The sequence below is a fragment of the Hymenobacter endophyticus genome (assembly GCF_032464715.1).
Classification (GTDB): Bacteria; Bacteroidota; Bacteroidia; order Cytophagales; family Hymenobacteraceae; genus Hymenobacter; species Hymenobacter endophyticus.
In genome coordinates this window covers 21,917-42,200 of sequence record NZ_JAWDJT010000009.1, presented here as the reverse complement: position 1 = coordinate 42,200, position 20,284 = coordinate 21,917, and the positions used below count along the sequence as shown (strand labels likewise).

Annotated in this window: 15 protein-coding genes; 9 read left to right on the top strand and 6 right to left on the bottom strand. The window is 63.1% G+C overall.

Going from position 1 to position 20,284, the window contains the following annotated elements:
* Positions 1 to 98: 98 nt before the first annotated feature.
* Together fbp and ROI90_RS13900 are read left to right on the top strand one after the other, a co-directional pair.
* The gene (gene fbp, locus ROI90_RS13905) at positions 99 to 1,109 is read left to right on the top strand and encodes a class 1 fructose-bisphosphatase (RefSeq protein ID WP_315998958.1); all 1,011 of its coding nucleotides are present in this window, start codon (positions 99 to 101) and stop codon (positions 1,107 to 1,109) included.
* A 121-nt stretch (positions 1,110 to 1,230) separates the two neighbouring features.
* Positions 1,231 to 2,772, top strand: coding sequence for an aldehyde dehydrogenase family protein (locus ROI90_RS13900; RefSeq protein ID WP_315998957.1), 1,542 nt, complete (start codon positions 1,231 to 1,233; stop codon positions 2,770 to 2,772).
* A 114-nt stretch (positions 2,773 to 2,886) separates the two neighbouring features.
* Here the strand turns inward: ROI90_RS13900 and ROI90_RS13895 are convergent, their stop codons facing one another.
* The 3 genes from ROI90_RS13895 to ROI90_RS13885 form a co-directional block, all read right to left on the bottom strand.
* The gene (locus ROI90_RS13895) at positions 2,887 to 4,749 is read right to left on the bottom strand and encodes a prolipoprotein diacylglyceryl transferase family protein (protein ID WP_315998956.1); all 1,863 of its coding nucleotides are present in this window, start codon (positions 4,747 to 4,749) and stop codon (positions 2,887 to 2,889) included.
* 364 nt (positions 4,750 to 5,113) lie between these two features.
* Positions 5,114 to 6,634, bottom strand: coding sequence for an SDR family oxidoreductase (locus tag ROI90_RS13890; protein ID WP_315998955.1), 1,521 nt, complete (start codon positions 6,632 to 6,634; stop codon positions 5,114 to 5,116).
* A gap of 70 nt (positions 6,635 to 6,704) precedes the next feature.
* Positions 6,705 to 7,316: a sce7726 family protein gene (locus ROI90_RS13885; RefSeq protein ID WP_315998954.1), complete on the bottom strand. Its 612-nt coding sequence runs from the start codon at positions 7,314 to 7,316 to the stop codon at positions 6,705 to 6,707.
* Positions 7,317 to 7,394: 78 nt separating this feature from the next.
* On the opposite strand from ROI90_RS13885, the gene ROI90_RS13880 reads away from it, so the two are divergent.
* The 7 genes from ROI90_RS13880 to ROI90_RS13850 all read left to right on the top strand — a co-directional run bounded on the left by ROI90_RS13880 (position 7,395) and on the right by ROI90_RS13850 (position 17,049).
* Complete coding sequence (locus ROI90_RS13880; protein ID WP_315998953.1) at positions 7,395 to 7,601, top strand: hypothetical protein; 207 nt, start codon at positions 7,395 to 7,397, stop codon at positions 7,599 to 7,601.
* A 55-nt stretch (positions 7,602 to 7,656) separates the two neighbouring features.
* A complete protein-coding gene (locus ROI90_RS13875) occupies positions 7,657 to 9,309 on the top strand; it encodes an ArnT family glycosyltransferase (RefSeq protein WP_315998952.1) in 1,653 nt (550 codons plus the stop codon).
* 109 nt (positions 9,310 to 9,418) lie between these two features.
* The gene (locus tag ROI90_RS13870) at positions 9,419 to 11,272 is read left to right on the top strand and encodes a 7TM diverse intracellular signaling domain-containing protein (protein WP_315998951.1); all 1,854 of its coding nucleotides are present in this window, start codon (positions 9,419 to 9,421) and stop codon (positions 11,270 to 11,272) included.
* Between the two features lie 726 nt (positions 11,273 to 11,998).
* The gene (locus ROI90_RS13865) at positions 11,999 to 12,697 is read left to right on the top strand and encodes a hypothetical protein (RefSeq protein WP_315998950.1); all 699 of its coding nucleotides are present in this window, start codon (positions 11,999 to 12,001) and stop codon (positions 12,695 to 12,697) included.
* Between the two features lie 42 nt (positions 12,698 to 12,739).
* The gene (locus ROI90_RS13860; RefSeq protein WP_315998949.1) at positions 12,740 to 13,801 is read left to right on the top strand and encodes a tail fiber domain-containing protein; all 1,062 of its coding nucleotides are present in this window, start codon (positions 12,740 to 12,742) and stop codon (positions 13,799 to 13,801) included.
* Between the two features lie 116 nt (positions 13,802 to 13,917).
* Complete coding sequence (locus ROI90_RS13855; protein ID WP_315998948.1) at positions 13,918 to 15,561, top strand: tail fiber domain-containing protein; 1,644 nt, start codon at positions 13,918 to 13,920, stop codon at positions 15,559 to 15,561.
* A 45-nt stretch (positions 15,562 to 15,606) separates the two neighbouring features.
* On the top strand, positions 15,607 to 17,049 hold the full coding sequence (locus tag ROI90_RS13850) for a T9SS type A sorting domain-containing protein (RefSeq protein ID WP_315998947.1): 1,443 nt from the start codon (positions 15,607 to 15,609) through the stop codon (positions 17,047 to 17,049).
* A 358-nt stretch (positions 17,050 to 17,407) separates the two neighbouring features.
* Here ROI90_RS13850 and lysA read toward each other — a convergent pair whose 3' ends face one another.
* The 3 genes from lysA to ROI90_RS13835 form a co-directional block, all read right to left on the bottom strand.
* On the bottom strand, positions 17,408 to 18,550 hold the full coding sequence (lysA, locus tag ROI90_RS13845) for a diaminopimelate decarboxylase (RefSeq protein ID WP_315998946.1): 1,143 nt from the start codon (positions 18,548 to 18,550) through the stop codon (positions 17,408 to 17,410).
* 15 nt (positions 18,551 to 18,565) lie between these two features.
* Entirely contained in the window at positions 18,566 to 19,891 is a 1,326-nt protein-coding gene (locus ROI90_RS13840) for an aspartate kinase (protein ID WP_315998945.1), read from the bottom strand.
* A gap of 148 nt (positions 19,892 to 20,039) precedes the next feature.
* Positions 20,040 to 20,183, bottom strand: coding sequence for a hypothetical protein (locus ROI90_RS13835; protein ID WP_315998944.1), 144 nt, complete (start codon positions 20,181 to 20,183; stop codon positions 20,040 to 20,042).
* Positions 20,184 to 20,284 lie beyond the last annotated feature (101 nt).

The window sequence follows — 20,284 nt, the reverse complement described above, 5'->3', positions numbered from 1 at the left end:
CTGTTGCCACGGCCTCGTGTTGATGACCCGAACGACAACCGGCCCGACGACCTGCGGCCGCCGGACCGGAGCCGCTCTTCTTCGCATTCCTTTTCCGCATGAATATTTCTACCGAAAACACCATTGCCCAGCCGGTGGGCACTACCCTGGAGCGCTACATCATGCGCAAGCAGGCCGAGTTTCAGTTTGCCACCGGCGAGCTGAGCCAGCTGCTGCGCGACATTGCCCTGGCCGGTAAAATCGTGAACCGGGAAGTAAACCGGGCAGGCCTCACCAGCATCATCGGGGCCATGGGCCAGCAGAACGTGCAGGGTGAGGCCCAGCAGAAGCTGGACGTGGAGGCCAATATCCGCTTTATCCGGGCCCTCACCAATGGGGGGGAGGCCTGCGCCGTGCTCAGCGAGGAAGAGGACGACATCATTCATACCGGCAATTGCCAGGGCAAGTACGTGGTGGCCATTGACCCCCTGGACGGCTCCAGCAACATCGACGTCAACATCAGCATCGGCACCATCTTCAGTATTTACCGCCGCGTGACGCCGGTAGGAGAGCCAGCCACCGCCGCCGATTTTCTGCAGGGCGGGCGGCGGCAGGTGGCGGCCGGCTACATTTTGTACGGCTCCAGCACCATGCTGGTGTACACCACCGGCCACGGGGTGGCGGGCTTCACCTATGAGCAGTCGTTGGGGGAGTTTTTCCTCTCGCACCCCAGCATCACCATTCCGGCCAGCGGCACCGTGTTCAGCTGCAACGAAGGCTACTGGTTTGATTACCCCGAGTACGTGCGCCAGTACCTCACGGAGTGCAAACGCCAGGGCCAGAGTGGGCGCTACGTGGGCTCCTTAGTGGCCGATTATCATCGAAATTTGCTCACAGGCGGCATCTACCTGTATCCGCCCACCGGCAAGAACCCCCAAGGCAAGTTGCGGGTGTTGTACGAGGGCTTTCCGCTGGCCTATTTGATTGAGCAGGCCGGTGGCCGGGCCGAAACCGGTACCGGACCCGTGCTGGATATTGAACCTACTGACTTTCACCAGCGCAGTCCATTATTTGTGGGCTCTCCGGAACTGGTAGCCAGTTTGTTAGCCGCCGCCGGGCCAGTGGCCTAAAACCCGTAGAAATTCCAGCTAGTTTAACCATGTGATTTAGGCAGATTGCCCGAACCGTGTACCTTGACGCGCAATGCCCCGGCTGTAGCCGGAGCCCGTGTAACCCAACACCTCTTCCCTCATGGCAAAAATTGTTTCTCCGCAGGTTGAGTTTGGCTTCCTGCTGCAACAGACCAAAAACGCAACGCCCGAAATTTTCACCGCCGATGGCAACGGATACCTGAACCTGCTGGATGGCCGCTGGCAGGAGCCCGGCACACCCCGCCCGTTCATTTCGCCCATTGATGGCTCAGAGATTGGCAGTCTGCCCATGCTCAGCCGAGAAGTGGCCCTGCGCGCCGTGCAGGCCGCCAAAAAGGAAGCCGCCGACTGGGCCCGCGTGGACCTGGACGAGCGCAAGCGCCGCGTGCAGGATTGCCTCAACCAGTTGCGTGACAACGTGGACCTGGTGGGCAAACTGCTGATGTGGGAAATCGGCAAAACCTACAAGCTGGGCTTCACCGACATTGACCGCGCCATTGAGGGCGTGCAGTGGTACGTGGACAACATTGAAAGCATGCTGGGCCAGCGCAAGCCCCTGGGCCTAGTCAGCAACATTGCCTCCTGGAACTACCCCATGTCGGTGCTGCTGCACGCGGTGCTGGTGCAGGCGCTGTGCGGTAACTCTGTCATTGCCAAGACGCCCACCGACGGCGGTTTTATCTCCCTGAGCCTGACCTTCGCCATTGCCCGCCGCTGCGGTTTGCCCGTGACGCTGGTGAGCGGCTCGGGCGGGGAGCTGAGCGACGTGCTGGTGAAAAACGAAGCCGTGGATTGCCTCAGCTTCGTAGGCGGGCGCTACAACGGCCGCAACATTGCTGATGCCCTCAGCCAGGAACACAAGCGCTACATGCTGGAAATGGAAGGCGTGAACACCTACGGCATCTGGAACTTTTCGGACTGGGACGGCCTCTCTGATCAGCTCAAAAAGGGCTACGACTACGGCAAGCAGCGCTGCACGGCCTACGTGCGCTTCGTGGTGGAGCGGCGGCTGTTCCCGCAGTTTGTGGAAACCTACTGGAACACCATCCGCAGCCTGAAAGTGGGCAACCCCACGCTGGTTGACTCCGCTGACGACAAGCTGCCGGATCTGGCGTTTGGCCCCGTTATTAACAAAGCCCAAGCCGAAGACCTGGACCGCCTCTACGCCGACGCGTTGAAAACCGGCGCCACGCCCATCTACGAGGGCAAGCTTGACGACAGCCTGTTCCTGCCCGGCCAGGACATGTCGGCTTACCGGGCACCCCGCGCCCTGGTGAACCTGCCCCGCCAGAGTGAGTTGTACTTCAAGGAGCCCTTCGGCCCCATCGACAGCATTGTGCTGGTGGACCGCGTGGAAGAGTTGGTGGGCGAAATGAACATCAGCAACGGTGCCCTGGTGGGCGCGTTGGCTTCCGACGACGAGAAGTGGGCCGCCCGCACGGCCAAAGAGGTACGTGCCTTCAAAATGGGCATCAACAAGCTCCGCAGCCGCGGCGACCGGGAGGAAGTATTTGGTGGCCTCGGCGAATCCTGGAAAGGGGCTTTTGTGGGCGGCGCGCTGCTGGTAGAAGCCGTGACGGAAGGCGAAAAGCCGATTCTGGGCAACTTCGAGGAAGCCACGCTGCTGCCGGAAAAGATCTAGGCGCAGCGTTCCGCACGTAAAGGCGACAAACACGAAGTGAGACTTTCGTTCCTGAGGCATGATGCCGGAACGAAAGTCTCACTTCGCGTTTATAGCCTGCTTACCGTCGGCTTATCAGCGGCGGGTGGATTTGTTTGGTAATCGGTAGCCGAACCTTAGACCGATCTGCTGCTGATTGGGGTTGCCTAGTGTAACAAAACTGCTGGCCTGCCACTGCGGCGTGAGGTTGCCCCGCGCTTCCAAAAACCCCGACCACCGGCTCTGGCCTTCGGCAATATCGTAGTCCCGGGCCCGGGCCGCGCCGCCTATTACCTGCCAGCGCGTACCGCCGAAGCCGGTGCCCAGTCCCAGCCGGTGTTGGGGGTTGGCCGTGCCGTAGCCCAGATAATTGTAGTCGGCAATAGCAAACAACTGGGGGCGGGGCCCTACCCGCAACGACGCCTGGCCGTCCAGGACACTTTGCTCGTCGCCATAATAAATGCGGTGAAATCCTAAGTTGCCAGCCATCACGCCCACGCCCACGCCCAGCCATTTGCGGTCCAGCTGCGCATAAGGGTTAAAGGAGATGAGTAAGTTGTCCGGCCGGTAGTCAAGTTGATAGATAAGGCTGTCGGAAGTAGGCTGCTGATGATCGACGCCGGCATGCAGCCGAATGCCCCAGGTGACCTCGGCCTTGTGGACGCGGCCCTTTACGTCGGTGCCCGGGAGCCGGGTGTGTGTGTAGTCGAGTGTGCCGGTGGTGTAGCGGTGGCGGTACTCCTGCAACTGCGAGTCCCCCCCGCAGCCCCCGCTGGTATTTTGCTGCCGTTGAAACGAGCCCGTGCTAAACCCGCCGCTGATGGTGCTGTACGACTCGGCCGCGCCCACTGAATCAACCGGAACCTGGCTGGTTAGCACCACTACGCCCGCAACCAGGCAGAGCGGCAGGGCCAACCGGGCCGGCTGCAGCTGCCGGGCGGAGCCCCGAAGCGCGGCCCCGGCTTCCAGCACCAGCACGCAGAGCAGCAGGGCTTTCATCACCAGGATTTCGGGCAGGCTAAGGGCCGAGCTGCCCAGCCAGCCCGTAACCAGCAACAGGCCGGCTACGGCCAGCAGGTTTAGGGCCGGCCGGACTGTGGGGAGCTTTTCATATTGTGGATGCCCCGTTGCCGGCTGCCGGCGCAGCTGCCACGCCCACAGGCCCAGCAGCACGGGCACCAGTACCAGTAGCACCCATTGCAGCTCGTTCATTGTCAGGCCGCCGTGCTCGTGCACTGTGGCACCTACCGGCTCGCCGGCCGCGTCGCGCCAGAACTCAATCAGCCAGCGGCCGGCCAGCAACAGGCCCAGGTGCAGCAGGTTGCGGCTGCCGCCCGGCCAGGGCTTGTGCCGCGTGCACATCAGCAGCGCCCCCACGCCCGCGCACAGCAGCAAGGTGTATAGCTGCGTGGGGTGCACCGGCAAAGAGCGAGCCGCGCCCGCCCCAATAACGCCCTGCGTGACCTGCGCCACGTAGGGCCAGGTGCCGGGCCCGTAGGTAAGGCCCCAACCCCCGGCCGTAGGCTCCCCGAAGCAGCACCCCGTCAGGACACAGCCCACGCACTGAATGGTGAGGGCTAGGCACATGGGCAGGGCGAAGGCATCGAACATATGCCAGCTAAACCCGAGGGGCCGGCGTAGCGCCAACAGCATAAGCGTACCGCTAACGGCCCCGCCCAGCACTGAGCGCCCCCCCGATATGGGCCAGTGGCCGGTAGAAAGCAGCAGCTGCCACTCGGGGCCCGACAGCGCCAGCAGCTTGGTGCCCAGAATAAAGGCCAAAGAGGAGCAGACCAGCACTACCAGCCAGGAGCGCATGGGGTAACCGCGCCGCCAGCCTTCCCGCAGTAGCAGCAGCAGGTTCAGGCCGAAAGCCAGCACGTACACGGGGGTGTAGTAGTCGGCGTGAGCCCCGGGTACAGCCCAGCGGAAGGCCAGGGAAGCTAGAAGATTGTCCATGTAGAGGCGGCAAAGAAATAGCGTTGGTTCTGGCGCAGAATGGGTAGTAAAGTGGCCGCCTTCTGTTGCTCAAAACGAGGTGACAGAAGGCGGCCGGATTTTTTAATAACGACCAGTCGGCTAAGCAGGGGTGGTGTGACCCAGCACGTAGGAATAGGTGGATGAATAACGAGTGAAAGATACCCGAAGGCTCACCTTGTATGCCAACCAACCTATAGCTAGATCAGACTTTCTGATAAACTCGCCCAGCCGGTATGTTGCTTATAATTAGATAATTACTATCAAGGTTATAGGATTTTACGTCAGGGCAATACTATATAGAACCTGGGCTATTCATTCTCTTGCTGCTGGAGTGCCTGCGTACTTAGGGAGCAGGCGGGGCACTGGGCTCGGGGTGGGGTGCCGTACCGGGCAGCAGCTGGGGTTGCGCGGCACTGGTTCCGTAGTGCACAATATTCTCAATCATGCCTTTGAAGATGATAAAGTGGAACGGCACCAGGGAGTACCAGTACAGCCGCCCGGCCAGGCCGTGGGGCCGGAAAGCCGCTAGCTGCTCCAAGGTGTGCGAGCCATCCTCATTGGGCAGGATGCGGAACTGCAGCCAGGCCTCCCCAGGTAGCTTCATTTCGGCGTAAAGCAGCAGGCGGCGGCCGGCGCGGTCGGCTACCAGCACGCGCCAGAAGTCCAGTGGGTCGCCGGCGCGCAGGTCGGTGGGGGAGCGGCGGCCTCGGCGCAGGCCCACACCGCCCACCAGCTTGTCCAGCAGCCCCCGAATACGCCAGAGCCAATCCACCTTGTACCAACCCCGCTCCCCGCCTATGCTCCACACGTTTTGCAGCACCTCCCGGGGTGGGCGGGTGAAGCGCAGCGTCTGGCGGTCGGTGAGCAGGCCGTGCTGCGGAATCTGGATGTGGTCCATGTAGTTGCGGGGCATCACGCCGCTGCTCAGGGCGTCGCTCCAGCTGCTGACCACTTCGTTCTGCTCGATGCGCTGGAAGGCCAGCTCCACGGCGGCGCGGTAGGGCATGCACGCGTGCGGTACAGCCTCGGCAATGCTGCGGCGCGGGTCGGCCACGGTATCGTTGCGGAGGCTTTCCACCAGGCTCTGGGCCAAAGAAAACGTGGTACTGGTGACCAAATACAGCCACCACGACGACAGCCGGGGCGTGAGCACCGGCACCGTGATGATGTAGCGCTTGAGGCCCCGCGCGGCGGCCAGCTCCAGCAGCATTTCGCGGTAGGTCAGCACATCGGGCCCGCCGATGTCAAACGACTGGCCCAGGCAGGCCGGGTTATCGAGCACCGTGGTGAGGTAGTGCATCACGTCCCGAATGCCGATGGGCTGGCAGCGCGAGTTCAGCCAGCGCGGGGTCACCATCACGGGCAGCTTCTCCACCAAATCCCGGATAATCTCAAACGACGCCGAGCCCGACCCAATGATAATGCTGGCCCGCAACACGGTGAGTTGGGCCGTGGTGGCTTGGCGCAGCGTTTTCTCCACTGCCTTGCGGGAGCGAAGATGCACACTCAGGGCCCGGTCGTTGGCTATGCCGGAGAGGTAGATAACCTGCCGGCAGGCGGTGCGGTTCAGGTACTCCGTGAAGTTGCGGGCCGACTCCTGCTCCAGGCGGAAGAAGTCGGTGTCGTGCCCGCTCATGGAGTGCACCAGGTAGTAAGCAGCGTCAATATCCGGGGGCAGGCTGGCCAATGAATCGGGCTTGAGCAAGTCGCCCTCGGCCACCGAAATGCGGCTGCGCAACCCCGGCGGCAGCTCGAAGCGGCGGGCGTCGCGCACGAGGCAGGTAACGTGGTGGCCTGCTTCCACCAGCAGCGGCAGCAGGCGCTGGCCAATGTAGCCATTGGCCCCGGTAAGCAGAATATTCATGGCAGCTTCCAGACGGTGTATGGCTGTGTAACTGCTGCGGTAGCCAGGAGGTTATGCCGGCTGCGAAGCGTTACCGTCTCTGACGCTTGCCCGGCTTCTTCCGGCGTACTCGGGCCAGCCGCTCCCGCTCCGCCTTGCGCTCGGCCCGCATCAGCAGCCGCTCATCCATGCGCCCCATGAGTTGGCGGCGCACGAAGTGGGCCAGGTCGGAAAGGGGTACGAGCTTGGTGGTGCGCAGAAAGTTGAGAATGTCGCGGCGGCGCAGGGTGCTCACGCCCGGCAGGCCCCGGGCCAGCAGGTACTGCCTGATTTCCTCCACCCGCAGCAGGCCAGCCACGGCGGGCCGCTCCACGGTAGCATTGTAGAGGGCTGGGCGGTGCAGCAATAACCCTGCGGGCGAGGCTACCAGCACGCCCACCCACTCGGGCAGTTGGGGCAGGAGCTTGGCCAGGTGCTTTTCCGTAATAATGAAGGTGACAAAATCATAGGCCTGGCTGTAGCAGGGCAGCTGCCGGGCCACGCGTTGCAGGGTGTCGGCGTCGCCTTTCAGCTCGTAGCCGTGCATAAATTGCTCCGTAATGTGCACCACATCGGCGCGGGTAGTGCCGGTGGGCAGCTCATCCACGTACACCCCGCCCTGCAACAGGGGATAAAGCAGGGCACGAATTTCTGGGTCGTTCATGAAACTAGGTAGCCGCAAAGGCCAGGACAAAGTTCGCCAGAAGTGGGCAACAACGCTACCGGTTTCCTACATTGAGGAATGAACAACCGAATTGGTCCGTATCAGCTGGCTCCTATTTTCTACGCGGGCCTCGTGTGGGTATGCGTTGGTCTGTTTGGGGAGCACCAAACCACGTTCCTCATTCTTGGGCTGCTGTTCATGGGTATGGGCTTGAAAAGAGTAGCCGAACCCACCCCGGAACAGAAGCCACCCAACGACCCCGCGGACAAAGCCGGCAACCACTAGCGGGGCTTTGTAGCTACCTTCGCGGCTGTACTCGTTGCCGCTGATTGTTGCCGCTATGCCTTTCCCCATGACCTCGCGCCGCTGGCTCTGGATTTTTATACTGGTGCTGGGCGCCGCGTTTCTATGGCAGCTGGGTAGCTGGGGGCCGCTGGAAAGCAGTGAGGCCCGCTACGCCGAAATCGGGCGCGAAATGCTTACGGGCCAGGACTGGCTGCACCCCCAGCTGCTGGGCATCTACCACTTCCATAAGCCGCCGCTCACGTACTGGCTCACGGCCGCCGGACTGGGCCTTTTTGGGCCGAATACGGTGGGCGTGCGGCTGCTGCCGGTGCTGGCGGTGCTGCTGCAAGTAGTGCTGGTGTATGGGTTGGGGCTGCTGCTCTTCAAGCAAGACCGGGCCCGGGCGCTGGCCGCGGCTGTTATCTACGGCACGTTGCCGGTGGTGCTTATTTCGGCTCTCAATGTGACTACTGATGCCTATTTGACGACGCTGGAGCTGGCGGCGGCTTATGGTATTCTGCGCTATTACCACCAGGGTGGGGCGCGGTGGCTGTACCTGTTCTGGGTAGGATTGGGGCTGGCATTCCTTACCAAGGGACCAGTGGGCTTCATCCTGCCGCTGATGGTGCTGATTGGGTACTACTTCCGTCAGGGGCAGGCTAAGCGGCCGTTCACGGTGCACCACGCGTTGGGCTTCGGGCTGTTTGTGCTGGTGGGCCTGAGCTGGTATCTGTATTTGATGGCTGAGAACCCCGCCTTCGTGCGCTACTTCCTGTATGAGCATACGGTGGAGCGGTTTGCCAACGCGGCTACCTTCAACCGTAGCAAGCCCTGGTGGTTTTATCTGGTGCTGGCTCCGGCTACCAGCCTGCCCTGGGCAGTGGCCCTGGTAGTGCGGGCCGTGCGCACGCCCTGGAGCTCGGTGCCGCGGGAGTGGCGCAACGTGCTCATCTTTTGGGTGCTGGTGCCGCTGCTGTTTTTCTCCCTGTCCAAATCCAAGCTGCTGCTCTACGTGCTGCCCATCTTCCCCGGCATTGCGCTGCTCACGGTGTACTACCTGGGCCGCTGCACCGAGGCCGTGCTGCTGCGCTGGTACGTGGGCATTGTAGCGTTTTTCGGGTTGCTGCTGGGGGCCCTCTGCCTGTTACCCATCCTGAGCACGGTGCTGCCGCTGGGGCTGGAAGTGAAGCCGCTCACGGCCGCGTGGCCAGCGGCGGGCGTGGTGGCGCTGGTACTCACGCTCACCCTCTGGAACCAGGTGCGCATTGCGCCCCGCCTGCTGGTGGCTACCACGCTGTTCACGGTGTTTCTGCTGCTCTCGGCCAAGCCCATTATGACGCAGAATGAGCTGGCTTTCAATGGGAGCCGTCCCCTGGCTGAGTTCATCCGCCAGAAACAGCTCACCAGTCGTCCGGTGCTGGTGTACAACGAGCTGCTGCCGTCGTTGGCTTTCGAGCTGGGACAGGTACCGGTTTCGCTTAACGACGGCAACGCCAGCCTTAACCGCGAAACTCAGTTCCAGACCAACGACGCCTGGCGCCGCCAACTCATCTACCTTCAGGACTCCACCCAGGAGCCGGCCCTCGGCGCTCTGCTGCTACAACACCCCGTATTGCTAAGCAAAGGCGAGCTGAAACCGGAGCGTCGCTGGATGCTGCGCTATTTCACGAAAGAGCAACAGCTGGGCAAGTGGACGGTGCGCTGGTAGGCAGCCGCGCCCAAGAAACAAACCCACTGGATAAACAGGATATTTGCGGGGGCTGACTACCGCTGCACTGCCGTGCCCGGGGCCTGCTGTGGCCCGAACAATCATCCTTATGCCCCTGTTTTTCGTCCTTGCTGCTTTATTTTCCTTCTTGGCATTACAGGTGCAGGGTGCAGCGCAACCGCCAGTGGCTGAGGTGGTAACAGTAGGCGTACTGCCTGATCATAATTACTCCTGGCCGCAGATTCGCACCGATACTACCCTGGCGTTCCGGCCCGCCGACTCATTGCGCACGGCGCAAGCCCGCCGCTTCTGGCTGAAGCTGACGGTGTACAACCCCAGTCGCTACACTGCTGCCACCCGGCTGACAGTACTGCCCAATCTCGCCACTACCCTCTTCTACTTTGATGAGGACGCCCGCGCCTGGCAGACCCGACCCCTGAGTGTGACCCTGGTGAACTGGCAGCCGTTGCGGCTGCCGGGGAGGGTTACTACTACTTGTTACGTGCGCTTAGATCTGCCGACGGAAGCTGTGCTGCCCCAGGCCATCGGGCTGCGGGTGCTGCTGGAACCGGCAGGTGCCGTGCAGGCCGCCGACCGGTTTTATGGCGCGGTCTGGGCTGCGTCGTTGGCGGTGCTGTTACTGCTGGGGCTGGCCAGCGTGCACGCCTACGGCCGCTGGCGCGACCGGGCCACCTGGTACTACCTATGGGCGCAGGTGGGGGCGGTACTGTATGTCACGGCGCTTCAAGGCTGGTTTCGGGAGGTATTTCCGGCTCCGGTGTTCAGTATGCTGGCCCGGCCCAACGGCTTCAGCTACGCCTATACGCTGAATAACGTGGCCATGCACCTGAGCGTGGTGGTGCTGCTGCTGAGTATCGGGCAGATGACGCGCGCCTACTTCCTTACCTCCCGGCGGCTGCCCCGCCTGGATGCGGCCTTGCGCTATGCTTTGGGGGCCTACTGCGCGTTTACGCTGGTAACCCTGCTCGTTAATGGCGGCGGTTTTTACCTGGATTACTACACCCTGCCATTCCACAACCTACTAGCGCTGGTGGTAGTGGGGCTGCTGCTGGCTATTACGCTGGTGGCTTACCGTCGCCGGCTGCCTTCGGCCTGGATTTACCTGCTGGCCAACTTGCTGCCACTGCTGGGTATGCTGCTCGTGGCGGGCTACAACGTGATGTTCGGCTCCGATGCCGTCTCCGGCAACCTGCGGCTGCTGCCCAACCTGACGGTGGTGGCCCACGCATTGTGCTTTGCCGCTGCCCTCAGCATCCGCCTGCAACAGTTGCAGCGCACCTTGCTGGCTACCGAGCGAGAGGCCCAGTATCTGGCCCTGGATATTCAGGAGAAGGAACTGCGCAACCGGGAAATCGTGCTCAAAAACAGCCACATTCAAGCCGCCCTGCTCGAAATGCGTCGTCGTCAGCAGGCCCGTGATGAACACACCCAGCAACTCACCCACGACCATCAGCAGCAGCAGGCTACCAACCAGAATTTGCAGGAGCAGCTGGAAGCCAACCAGCGCGAACTGGCCTCCACCTCCCTCTACGTGCAGCAGAAAAACGCCTTACTGGCCGAGCTGAAACAGCAGATCCGGGAACTGAATGCCCAGAGCCCAAGTACGCAGAGCGAGCTGTCGGGCATCAAATCCATCCTGCAGACCAACCTCTACCTGGATGAGGACTGGGGCCGGTTCAAGCTCCACTTCGAGCAGGTACACCCGCGCTTTTTTGAGGAGCTGCAGGCGCGCTACCCGGCCCTCACCAAGCACGAGCAGCGGCTGTACTGCTACTTCCACATCCACCTTTCTACCAAGGAAATTGCCGCCCTGCTCAACATCGACCCGGCCAGCGTGCGGCGGGCCAAAACCCGGCTCTATAAGAAGATGGCCGCCGCCGACAATGGCCTAGAACTCCCGGCAACGGAAGCCCCACAGCCAGAGCCGACCGCCGGGGAGTAGCCTCCACCTCAAGCCCCTGACTGCCAGGAACAAGAAAAAACGGCCGAAAAAACCGGTTGTGGCCGGGGCTGTCTACACTTTGTCTACACCTCCGGCTAGGGAAACTACGTGGCTCAGGTAGACTTTTGTGGTGTGGGAATGTACCGGGCTTGCCAGGGCCGTTGCCGCCGCCAGCTGCCCCGCGTGGCCGGCGCTACTGGCACTCCGTAGTCTGAGGTCGGCCCTCGGCTGCGGGGTGGCTACCAGGGAGCCGCCGCCCGGCGGCCCTGCCGTTGCTCACTCTTCCCTTGCAGTCCGTATGCGTTACCTGCTTCCTCCGGCCCAACCGGCGGCCCGGCCAGTTCCGCGGCTTCCTAAAAGAAGTGTAACCCAGTTTGATGTGCCGCCCCTGGCCTGCTGCTACTCCCCAGGCTGCCCCTGCAGGTCCGCCGCGCGGCAGTAAGTACTAGTTCATAAGTAACCGTATGAACCTCATCCTTGCTCCGGCGTCCGCTTGTCCAGGCATGACCTTTCTGGCATTTTAAGACACCGCCTGGCCTGCTCCGCACGGGCCGGGTGTCGGGAAGGAATGAGGGGTTGAATGTCAGCTGGTTATGGAAGCTGTCTACACTTTGTCTACGCGCCCTAGTAGGCGGCCGGGCCGGGATGAGGGTACTTTTGTGGGGGTGCTGCTCCGGCCGGCACTCTGTATGTCCCGTCTCTTTCTGCTCCTTCCTGTTGCTTCCTATGTTCCACCGCTACCTGCTGGCTGCCGCGCTCCTGCTGGCCGCTGCCCCCCACTTCACCCACGCCCAGACTACCGGCTCCGTCGGCATCGGCACCACTGCCCCCGATGCCTCGGCCGCCCTCGATATTGTGAGTAGCAGCAAGGGCCTGCTGCTGCCCCGGGTGGCCGCCACCACCGGCATTGCCAGCCCGGCCCCCGGCCTGCTGGTGTACCAGACCGGCGCGCCGGCTGGCTTCTACTACAACGCCGGCGACGCGGCCGCCCCCAGCTGGCAGCAGCTGGCCACCACCGGCAGCATCACCGGCGGGGATAACCTGGGCGACCATATCGCCACCCAGAACATCAACCTGAACGGCCAGAAGCTGGTGGGCGGCACCACGGCCCGCGCCATCCGGGGTGGCCTGGCTATCAATGGCAATGGTCTGCTCACGGTGGGCGCCCCCCGCGTGCATCCCGACTCCACCAACCGCTACGGGGTGCGCCTGACCGACCTCGACCAGGACTTCATCATTACCTCCGACCAGGGCAAGGGCCCGGCCAACCCCATCAGTGTGTCGGGGGCCGGCGACCGGATGATGTGGCTCTCGTATTACAGCGCCTTCCGGGCCGGCGGCGTCACGGGCGACCGGTGGAACACCACCTCGTCCAACAGCGCCGCTATCGGGAACTACTCGGCCGCCTTTGGCCTCGACAACTAGGCCGGCAGCACCTACTCCACGGCCTTCGGCTGGAACAACCGGATGCGCAACTGCGAAGGCACGCTGGTCACGGGCGTCAACAACGATATGGCGCAGATATTCTACGGGGTGGTGATGGGGGGGCGCAACTCCGCTAAAGGCTGGTACCACCTGGTAGGCGGCTACCAGAGCAAGGTGCTGGGGTCAACGCTTAGTAGCTACTCCGCCGCCGTGGGTGCCTACGTGCCGAACTGGCCCCCGTCCTTCGCTTTCGGGCAGGGCTGCTACTCCCGCTCCAGCCGGGGCAACACCTATACCATGGGCTACTACGCCCGCACCCGCGGCTACTTCGGCAGCTTTGTGCTGGCTGATATGTCGCCGCTGGCCATTAATGCTAGCAACACCCCGCCCTCCGACCGCGCGCAGGACTCGGTATACAGCACCGACTACAACCAGATGACCATGCGCTTTGCCGGGGGCTACCGCCTGTTCAGCACCGTGGCCACCCGCGACGACCCCGGTGGATTATCGCCCCTGGGCACCCCCATCGGGGTGCAGCTATTTCCCGGCGGCAATGCCTGGCAAACCCTTTCCGACTCCACCAGGAAGGAGCGGCGGGTGCTGGCCGACGGTAACGTGTTCCTGGCCCGTATCAACGGCCTGCGCCTGGGCTCCTGGAACTATAAGGGCCAGAGCCCCGATACCATGCGCCACTACGGCCCCATGGCCCAGGATTTCTACCAGGCCTTCGGCCATGACGGCGTGGGCCGCAGCGGTAACAGCACCAGCATCAACCAGGCCGACTTCGACGGGGTGAACCTGATTGCCATTCAGGCCCTGTACCGTCGCGTGCTGCTGCTGGAAGCCGAAAACGCCCGGCAGCAGCAGCTCATTCGCCAGCTCCAGGTAACCGCTACTACGGCCGCGCCCGCGCCGGTACAGCAGCCAGTGACGGAAGTGGAGGAGCTGCGCCGCCAAAACGCCGCGCTGCAAGCCCGCGCCGCTGCCGCCGAAACCACAGCCGCCCGGGCTACCGCCACGCTGGAAGCCTTCGAGGCCCGGCTGCGGCGGCTGGAGGCGGCTACCGGCGGCGCGCCCGAACCGGCCGCGCAGGTCCGCAAGTAGCGGGCCCCACATCTGCTCCCGGCCGCCCTTGTCTGCCCACTCCGCACGGGTGCGATTAGGAAACCCTCCCGGTTTTGGCTGATCTTCCTTCTTTCTTTTCCTCCTTTCTCTATCTGATGTCACACCGTTACTCGTTTGCCCCGCTGGCCGCCCTCGTGCTGCTGGCCGCTGTTCCTTCTGTTGCCCAGGCCCAGACCGGCTCTGTCGGCATTGGCACCACCAACCCTGCCGCCTCGGCGGCGCTGGAAGTGCGCAGTACCACCCAGGGGCTGCTGCTGCCCCGCCTCACCCTAGCCCAGCGCAATGCCCTCACGGCCAGCACCACGGCCCCGCCGGTGCCGGGCCTCATCATCTACCAGACCGATAGCACCCCCGGCCTGTATGCCTATGACGGCACCGCTTGGGTGCGCCTGGGCAACGACAACTTGGGCAACCACTCCGCCACCCAAACCTTGAACCTGAACGACCAGCGCCTGCTGGGCAGCCTCGGCACCTCCCTGGGCGACTCCACCGCCCAGGTAGAGCTGAACGCCAGCGTGGGCACCCAGAGCGCCGCGCTTATTACGCGCAGCAACTTCGGGGCCCGCTACTCCCGTGTCATCCTCTCGGGCTACGGCAAGCTACCCGACGGTACCAGCACCGCCAACGACTTTGGCATCTGGGCCACGGGCTACCGTGGCGGCTCCTGGGCCGGCTTCTTCTCGGCGGCGGGCTACGGCGCCAATAGAGAGCCTCTGCGCTGGGTGGGCATCTGCCAGAACCCGGGCTACAACGGCACCGGCTCGGCCATCCGCATCGTGGACGGCACGCAAGGCGCGGGTAAGGTCCTAATGTCGGACGCCAGCGGCTACGGCACCTGGCAACCTGTTTCCGCTACGACGGCCGGCGGCAACTTCAACCTGGGCACCTACTATCTGGTGGGCAACGGCGGCAGCACGGGCCTGGCCATTACCAACGCGGGCCGGTTGGGCATCAATACCACCACGCCCTACTCGCAGCTGGCCAATACCGCCACCAACATCCTCGGCAGCGAGGGCACCGGCGGCAACCCCGGCTCCCTGGCCTGGGCCGCCAACCAGTCGGGCTACGCTGGCATGTTTTACAACGCCAACACGGCCGCCAACGCCACCGGCTTGGCCGTTAAGATAGCCGCCACGGGTACTACCGCCGCCTTCGACGTGAGCCAGGGCACCACCCAGGACGCGGCGGGCACCACCCTGCTGCGGGTGCAGGGCAACGGCAACGTGGGCATCGGTGTGGCCACGGCCAACTACAAGCTGGACGTAAACGGTCAGATACGGGCCAACAACGTGGCCGTGACCTCCGACCAGCGCTTCAAGACCGACATCCAGCCGCTTCGTAGCGCCCTGGCCTCGGTGCTGGCCCTGCGTGGGGTACGCTACGAGTGGAACGCGCTGGGCATCCGCCACGGCGGTATGGCCGGAGCCAAGCAGGTAGGCCTGCTGGCCCAGGAGGTGGAGAAAATCTACCCCGAGCTGGTGAGCACCGATGCCGAAGGCTATAAAGCCGTGAACTACGCCCAGCTGACGCCCGTGCTTATTGAGGCCCTCAAAGAGCAGCAGGCCCAGATTGCGGCCCTGCAAGCCCGCGCCGCCACGGCGGAGGCCGCCGCCACCCAGGCCACCAGCGCAGCCAGCTCGGCCCAGGCCCAGGCCGCCCGGGCTACTGCCACGCTCGAAACCCTCGAGGCCCGGCTGCGGCGGCTGGAGGCGGGCATCAGTGCCCAGGCTCAGCGCTAGTTCTCTGACCTGCCTTATCTCCTTCGGCGCTTACGCTCTTCTCTTATGAAACACGCTTTACCCCTGGCCTTGTTGCTGACGCTGCCCACAGCTGCCGCCCAGGCCCAGAACCTGACCAATAACGGCGCAACCATCAGTCTTACCAACGGGGCCGTGCTGTGGGTGGGCGGCACCCTGCAAAACACCAGCGGCACCCTGGACCTGAGCAGCGGCAGCAACCAGCTGTACGTGGGTGGCGACCTGACCAGCGCGGCCGGGGCCACCCTGCAAGCCGGCACCGCCAGCACCGTAACGCTGAACGGAGCGGCCACTCAGCAGTTGGATCTGGCCGGAGCACGCCTCTACAACCTGACGGTGAGTAACACCGGCGGCGGCGTGACCCTGCCCACTGCCAGCAACGCCGACGTAGCCGGCCGCCTCACGCTCAGCAGTGGGATGGTGGCGGTGAGCCCCAGCTCCGTGCTGCGTCTGCTGGACGGGGCCACGCTGACGGGGGAACAGATCGGACGGTACGTGTGGGGCAACCTGGCAGCCGTACGAACCTCGGTGCCCGCCGGTACTGCCACCAGTTTCGCCAACGGCTTCGTGCTCACGCCCGCCACCGGCCTCAGCAACCTGACCGTGACCCGCCGGGCCGGCTTGGGCGCGGCCCAGACGAGCTACGGCACCAGCGGCAGCGGGGCGTACAAGGGCATCGACCAGATCTGGGCCACTTCCACGGCCGTGAGCGGCACGGTGCAACTGAGCTGGCTATCCGATAACGACAATGGCCTGACCGATTTCCGCCAGAGCCAGGCCTGGGCCCGCACCGCTGCGCCCGTAGCCGGCTCCGACTGGTCGCGCATCAGCCCAAGCCAGGATGCCACTGCCACCCGCACGGTTACGGGCACAATTCCGCCGAATATCAGCTTCTCCTTTTTCACGGTCAGTACCGCCGACTCGCCGTTGGGCAGCGCCCCGCTCCCCGTGACGCTGACGAACTTCACCGCCGCCGCCCAGGGCCCCGATGTGCTGCTGCGCTGGACTACGGCCTCGGAAGTCAATAACGACCGATTCGAGGTGGAAGTCAGCCCCGACGGGCGCACGTTCCGGCGCATCGGGCAGGTAACGGGCCGGGGCAGTAGCAACCAGCCCCAGGCGTATCAGTTGCTGGACCCGGCCGTGGCCCGCTACGCCACCAGCCTCGTGTACTACCGCCTCCGCCAGGTAGACCGGGACGGCACCGCCGCCTACTCGACCGTGCGCACGGTGGCCGTCAGTGCCCAGCCCGGCCTGGCTTTGTTCCCGAACCCCACCACACAAACCACCACCCTCACTGGGGCGCAGCCGGGCACTATGGTAACGGTGTTTGATGCCGTGGGCCGGCAGGTACTGCGCGCCATGGCCGATGCCGCCGGTACGGCCACGCTGGTGCTGCCGGCCGGACGCGCCACCGGGGTGTACGTGGTACGGGTGGGAGCTACGGTTTTGCGCCTGACAGTGGAGTAACAGGCTAGGAGTGACGTGTGAATAGACATCCTGCCAAGTACTGGCATGCTTGATTATTATACTGACTACTAGGCCTAACCAGCCAGGGCAAACAGAAAAGCCGCTGCCAAAGGCAGCGGCTTTTTCTCAACGGGGTTGCGGTGAGCATTATAATTATCCACCCTATTCCTGCGTCAACCGCAACGCTTCACTGCGAAAGATGTTCCTTTCCAATTCATCTTTCCAGCGCCGTATGATATTGAAACAAAGATAGTATTGCGGCTCCTTGCCTTACCGAATGTTTTGCCCAACAGGTGCTTCTGCCAAGCCAATAGCCATTTCTGGCCGGTAGAGCATCGGTGACCATCCTGTTACAACCCTACCGGTACACGGCCGCCGCCTTCTCGCGCAGGTTATAGCCCGAGGCCATTACTTCCCCGTAGGCTCCCGCCGAGCGGATGGCCACCAGGTCGCCGCGCTGAGTTTCGGGCAGCAGTATGCCTTTGGCAAACGTGTCCGACGACTCGCAGATGGGGCCAACTACATCGTATGTGAGGGCTGGAGCCTGGCTGCTCAGGTTCTGGATGTGGTGGTGGCTGCCGTAGAGCGCCGGGCGGATCAGCTCCGTCATGCCCGCGTCCAGAATGGCGAAGCGCACCTGCTGGCTTTCCTTCACGTACAGCACCCGGCTTACTAATGTGCCACACTGCGCCACCACGGCCCGGCCCAGCTCTACGTGTACCTGCTGGCCCGGCCGCCGCTGCAAATGCTGCTCAAACATGCCGAAATAGGCCGCAAAATCCGGAATCAGATGCTGGTCGGGGTCTTGGTAGTTGATGCCCAGGCCGCCGCCCACGTTGAGGTGGGGCAGGTGGTGGCCCCGGCCTTCCAGCCAGGTTTGCAGCTCGTTGAGCTTGCGGCTCAGGTCAGCAAACACCGTTAGGTTGGTAATCTGGGAGCCAATATGGGCGTGCAAACCAATCAGCTCCACGTTCGGCAGACTATCCAGGCTGTCAAGTACGCCCGCCAAATCCTGCAGGCTGATACCGAACTTATTGGCTTCTAGTCCCGTGGTAATGTAGGCGTGGGTATGGGCATCCACGTTGGGGTTGATGCGCAGGGCTACCCGGGCCGTGCGGCCCTGCGACCCCGCCAGCTCACTGAGCACCCGTAGCTCCGGCACCGATTCCGCATTAAAGCAGAAAATATCGGCCGCCAGGGCCCGGTTGATTTCGGCATCTGATTTCCCCACGCCGGCAAACACAATATGGTCCGGGGCAAACCCCGCTTCCAGGGCCCGTTGCACCTCGCCGCCACTCACGCAGTCGGCGCCCAGGCCAGCTTCCCGGATGCGCTGCAGAATAGGTAGGTTGGAATTGGCCTTGAGGGCGTAGTGTACCTGGAAGTTGCCGGGCCGGGCCGCGACCGTTAGGGCTGCCAGCGTCTGGTCCAGCAGCGGTAGGTCGTAGTAGTAGAAAGGCGTGGGCTGCTGGGCAAGCTCCGCCGGAAGGTGAAAAGACATCGGAAAAACAGAAAATTACCGCTGAAACAACCCCGCATTCAGCGCCTGCAAAGCGCGGGTTTTATCCGTGGTGCTCACCAGAATACTGATGTTGTTGGGGGAGCCGCCGTAGCTGATCATGCGCACCGGAATATCTTTGAGGGCCGCAAAAGCCCGGTTGGCCGCCCCGTGCGAATCCTGCTCCAGGTTGCCCACCAGGCAAATAATGCTCTGATTCTCATCCACCGCCACAATGCCGAAGCGGGTCAATTCCTCCAGAATCTGGGGCAGGCGGGTGGCATCGTCGATGGTCAGGGACACGGCCACTTCCGAGGTGGTAATCATGTCGATGGAAGTGCGGTACCGCTCGAAAATCTCGAACAGGCTGCGCAGAAAGCCGTGGGCCAGCAGCATGCGGCTGGATTTCACGTTGATGGCCGTAATGCCATCCTTGGCGGCTACGGCCTTGATGGCCTCGGCTCCGGTGCGGCTGGAAATGATGGTGCCGGGTGCCTCAGGCTGCATGGTGTTGAGCAGGCGCACCGGAATACCGTGCTTGGCCGCCGGCAGAATGGAACTGGGGTGCAGAATCTTCGCCCCGAAATAGGCCAGCTCGGCCGCCTCATCAAACGACAGCTCCCGAATGGGGTAGGTGCCCTGCACCACCCGCGGGTCGTTGTTGTGCAGCCCGTCAATATCGGTCCAAATCTGAATTTCCTCGGCCCGTGCCGCTGCGCCAATCAGGGAAGCCGAGTAATCGGAGCCGCCGCGCTTGAGGTTATCAACCGAGCCCTGGGCGCTGCGGCAGATGTAGCCCTGGGTGATAAACAGCTGCTGCGCGGCGTGTGGGGCTAAAGTGGCGGCCAAGTGCTCCTGAATGTAGGCTGCGTCGGGCTCCTCATCCGCGTCGAGGCGCATGAAGTCGAGGGCCGGGAGCAACACGGCGGGGCGGCCCAGCACCTGGGTTACGTAGCGGTGCACCAGCAAAGTGCTCAGCAGCTCGCCCTGGGCCAGAATCACCCGTTCCCCGTCGCCGGAAAGTGGGGCCTGCATAAGGTCGAGCAGGGTCTGAAAGTGCTGGTTAAGGTTCTGGATGGCCTGCTCGGCCACGGCTGGCTCGGGTAGCAGCTCGCGGGCTACCTCGTGGTAGCGCTGGCGCAGGGCTTCAATGCGGGTTACAGCTGTTGCTGTATTACCGGCGTAGAGCAGCTGGCTAATTTCGACCAGGGCGTTGGTGGTGCCGCTCATGGCCGACAGCACCACAATACGCCGTTGCAGGTGGGGCGCGTGAATGAGCTCGGCTACCTCGCGCATCCGCTGCGCCGACCCAACGGACGTGCCGCCAAATTTGAGAACTTTCATATCAGGTGAAAAACGAAACGTAGTGTCGAGGAAAATGCCCGGCTGGTTGCGGGAGATGAAAAAATCAGGGCCAAAAAAAGCGCCGACCCTGGGAGGACCGGCGCTTGAGAGTTCAGTAGTAGGGAGGTACGACGAACGGTTGCGACGGTCAGGTCGGGTTACGTTTCTTCGATTTCTTCATCAGCTGCAGGCCCAGGGTCAGGCCTGCTTGTTTGCTACCCTTCAGCAACGCACACACCGCCGCACCAGCCAAACTCGGCGAGATAGAAGGAGCGTACGAAGCAGTTGACATCAGCATAATAGAAAGAAGCAAAGGCAAGGTGAGAGTAAAACGCCGCGCCGTTTTGCGGCCGCAAGTACGGACGCAAATCAGAATAATCCAAATACATTATG

Excerpts from the sequence above, each read along its gene's own strand:
- ROI90_RS13865 (WP_315998950.1), top strand. The coding sequence starts at position 11,999 with ATGTTCCACCGCTACCTGCTGGCTGCCGCGCTCCTGCTGGCCGCTGCC.
- ROI90_RS13835 (WP_315998944.1), bottom strand. The coding sequence starts at position 20,183 with ATGTCAACTGCTTCGTACGCTCCTTCTATCTCGCCGAGTTTGGCTGGT.
- lysA (WP_315998946.1), bottom strand. The coding sequence starts at position 18,550 with ATGTCTTTTCACCTTCCGGCGGAGCTTGCCCAGCAGCCCACGCCTTTC.
- ROI90_RS13900 (WP_315998957.1), top strand. The coding sequence starts at position 1,231 with ATGGCAAAAATTGTTTCTCCGCAGGTTGAGTTTGGCTTCCTGCTGCAA.
- ROI90_RS13850 (WP_315998947.1), top strand. The coding sequence starts at position 15,607 with ATGAAACACGCTTTACCCCTGGCCTTGTTGCTGACGCTGCCCACAGCT.
- ROI90_RS13855 (WP_315998948.1), top strand. The coding sequence starts at position 13,918 with ATGTCACACCGTTACTCGTTTGCCCCGCTGGCCGCCCTCGTGCTGCTG.
- ROI90_RS13885 (WP_315998954.1), bottom strand. The coding sequence starts at position 7,316 with ATGAACGACCCAGAAATTCGTGCCCTGCTTTATCCCCTGTTGCAGGGC.
- ROI90_RS13840 (WP_315998945.1), bottom strand. The coding sequence starts at position 19,891 with ATGAAAGTTCTCAAATTTGGCGGCACGTCCGTTGGGTCGGCGCAGCGG.
- fbp (WP_315998958.1), top strand. The coding sequence starts at position 99 with ATGAATATTTCTACCGAAAACACCATTGCCCAGCCGGTGGGCACTACC.
- ROI90_RS13890 (WP_315998955.1), bottom strand. The coding sequence starts at position 6,634 with ATGAATATTCTGCTTACCGGGGCCAATGGCTACATTGGCCAGCGCCTG.
- ROI90_RS13860 (WP_315998949.1), top strand. The coding sequence starts at position 12,740 with ATGCGCAACTGCGAAGGCACGCTGGTCACGGGCGTCAACAACGATATG.
- ROI90_RS13895 (WP_315998956.1), bottom strand. The coding sequence starts at position 4,749 with ATGGACAATCTTCTAGCTTCCCTGGCCTTCCGCTGGGCTGTACCCGGG.
- ROI90_RS13875 (WP_315998952.1), top strand. The coding sequence starts at position 7,657 with ATGCCTTTCCCCATGACCTCGCGCCGCTGGCTCTGGATTTTTATACTG.
- ROI90_RS13880 (WP_315998953.1), top strand. The coding sequence starts at position 7,395 with ATGAACAACCGAATTGGTCCGTATCAGCTGGCTCCTATTTTCTACGCG.
- ROI90_RS13870 (WP_315998951.1), top strand. The coding sequence starts at position 9,419 with ATGCCCCTGTTTTTCGTCCTTGCTGCTTTATTTTCCTTCTTGGCATTA.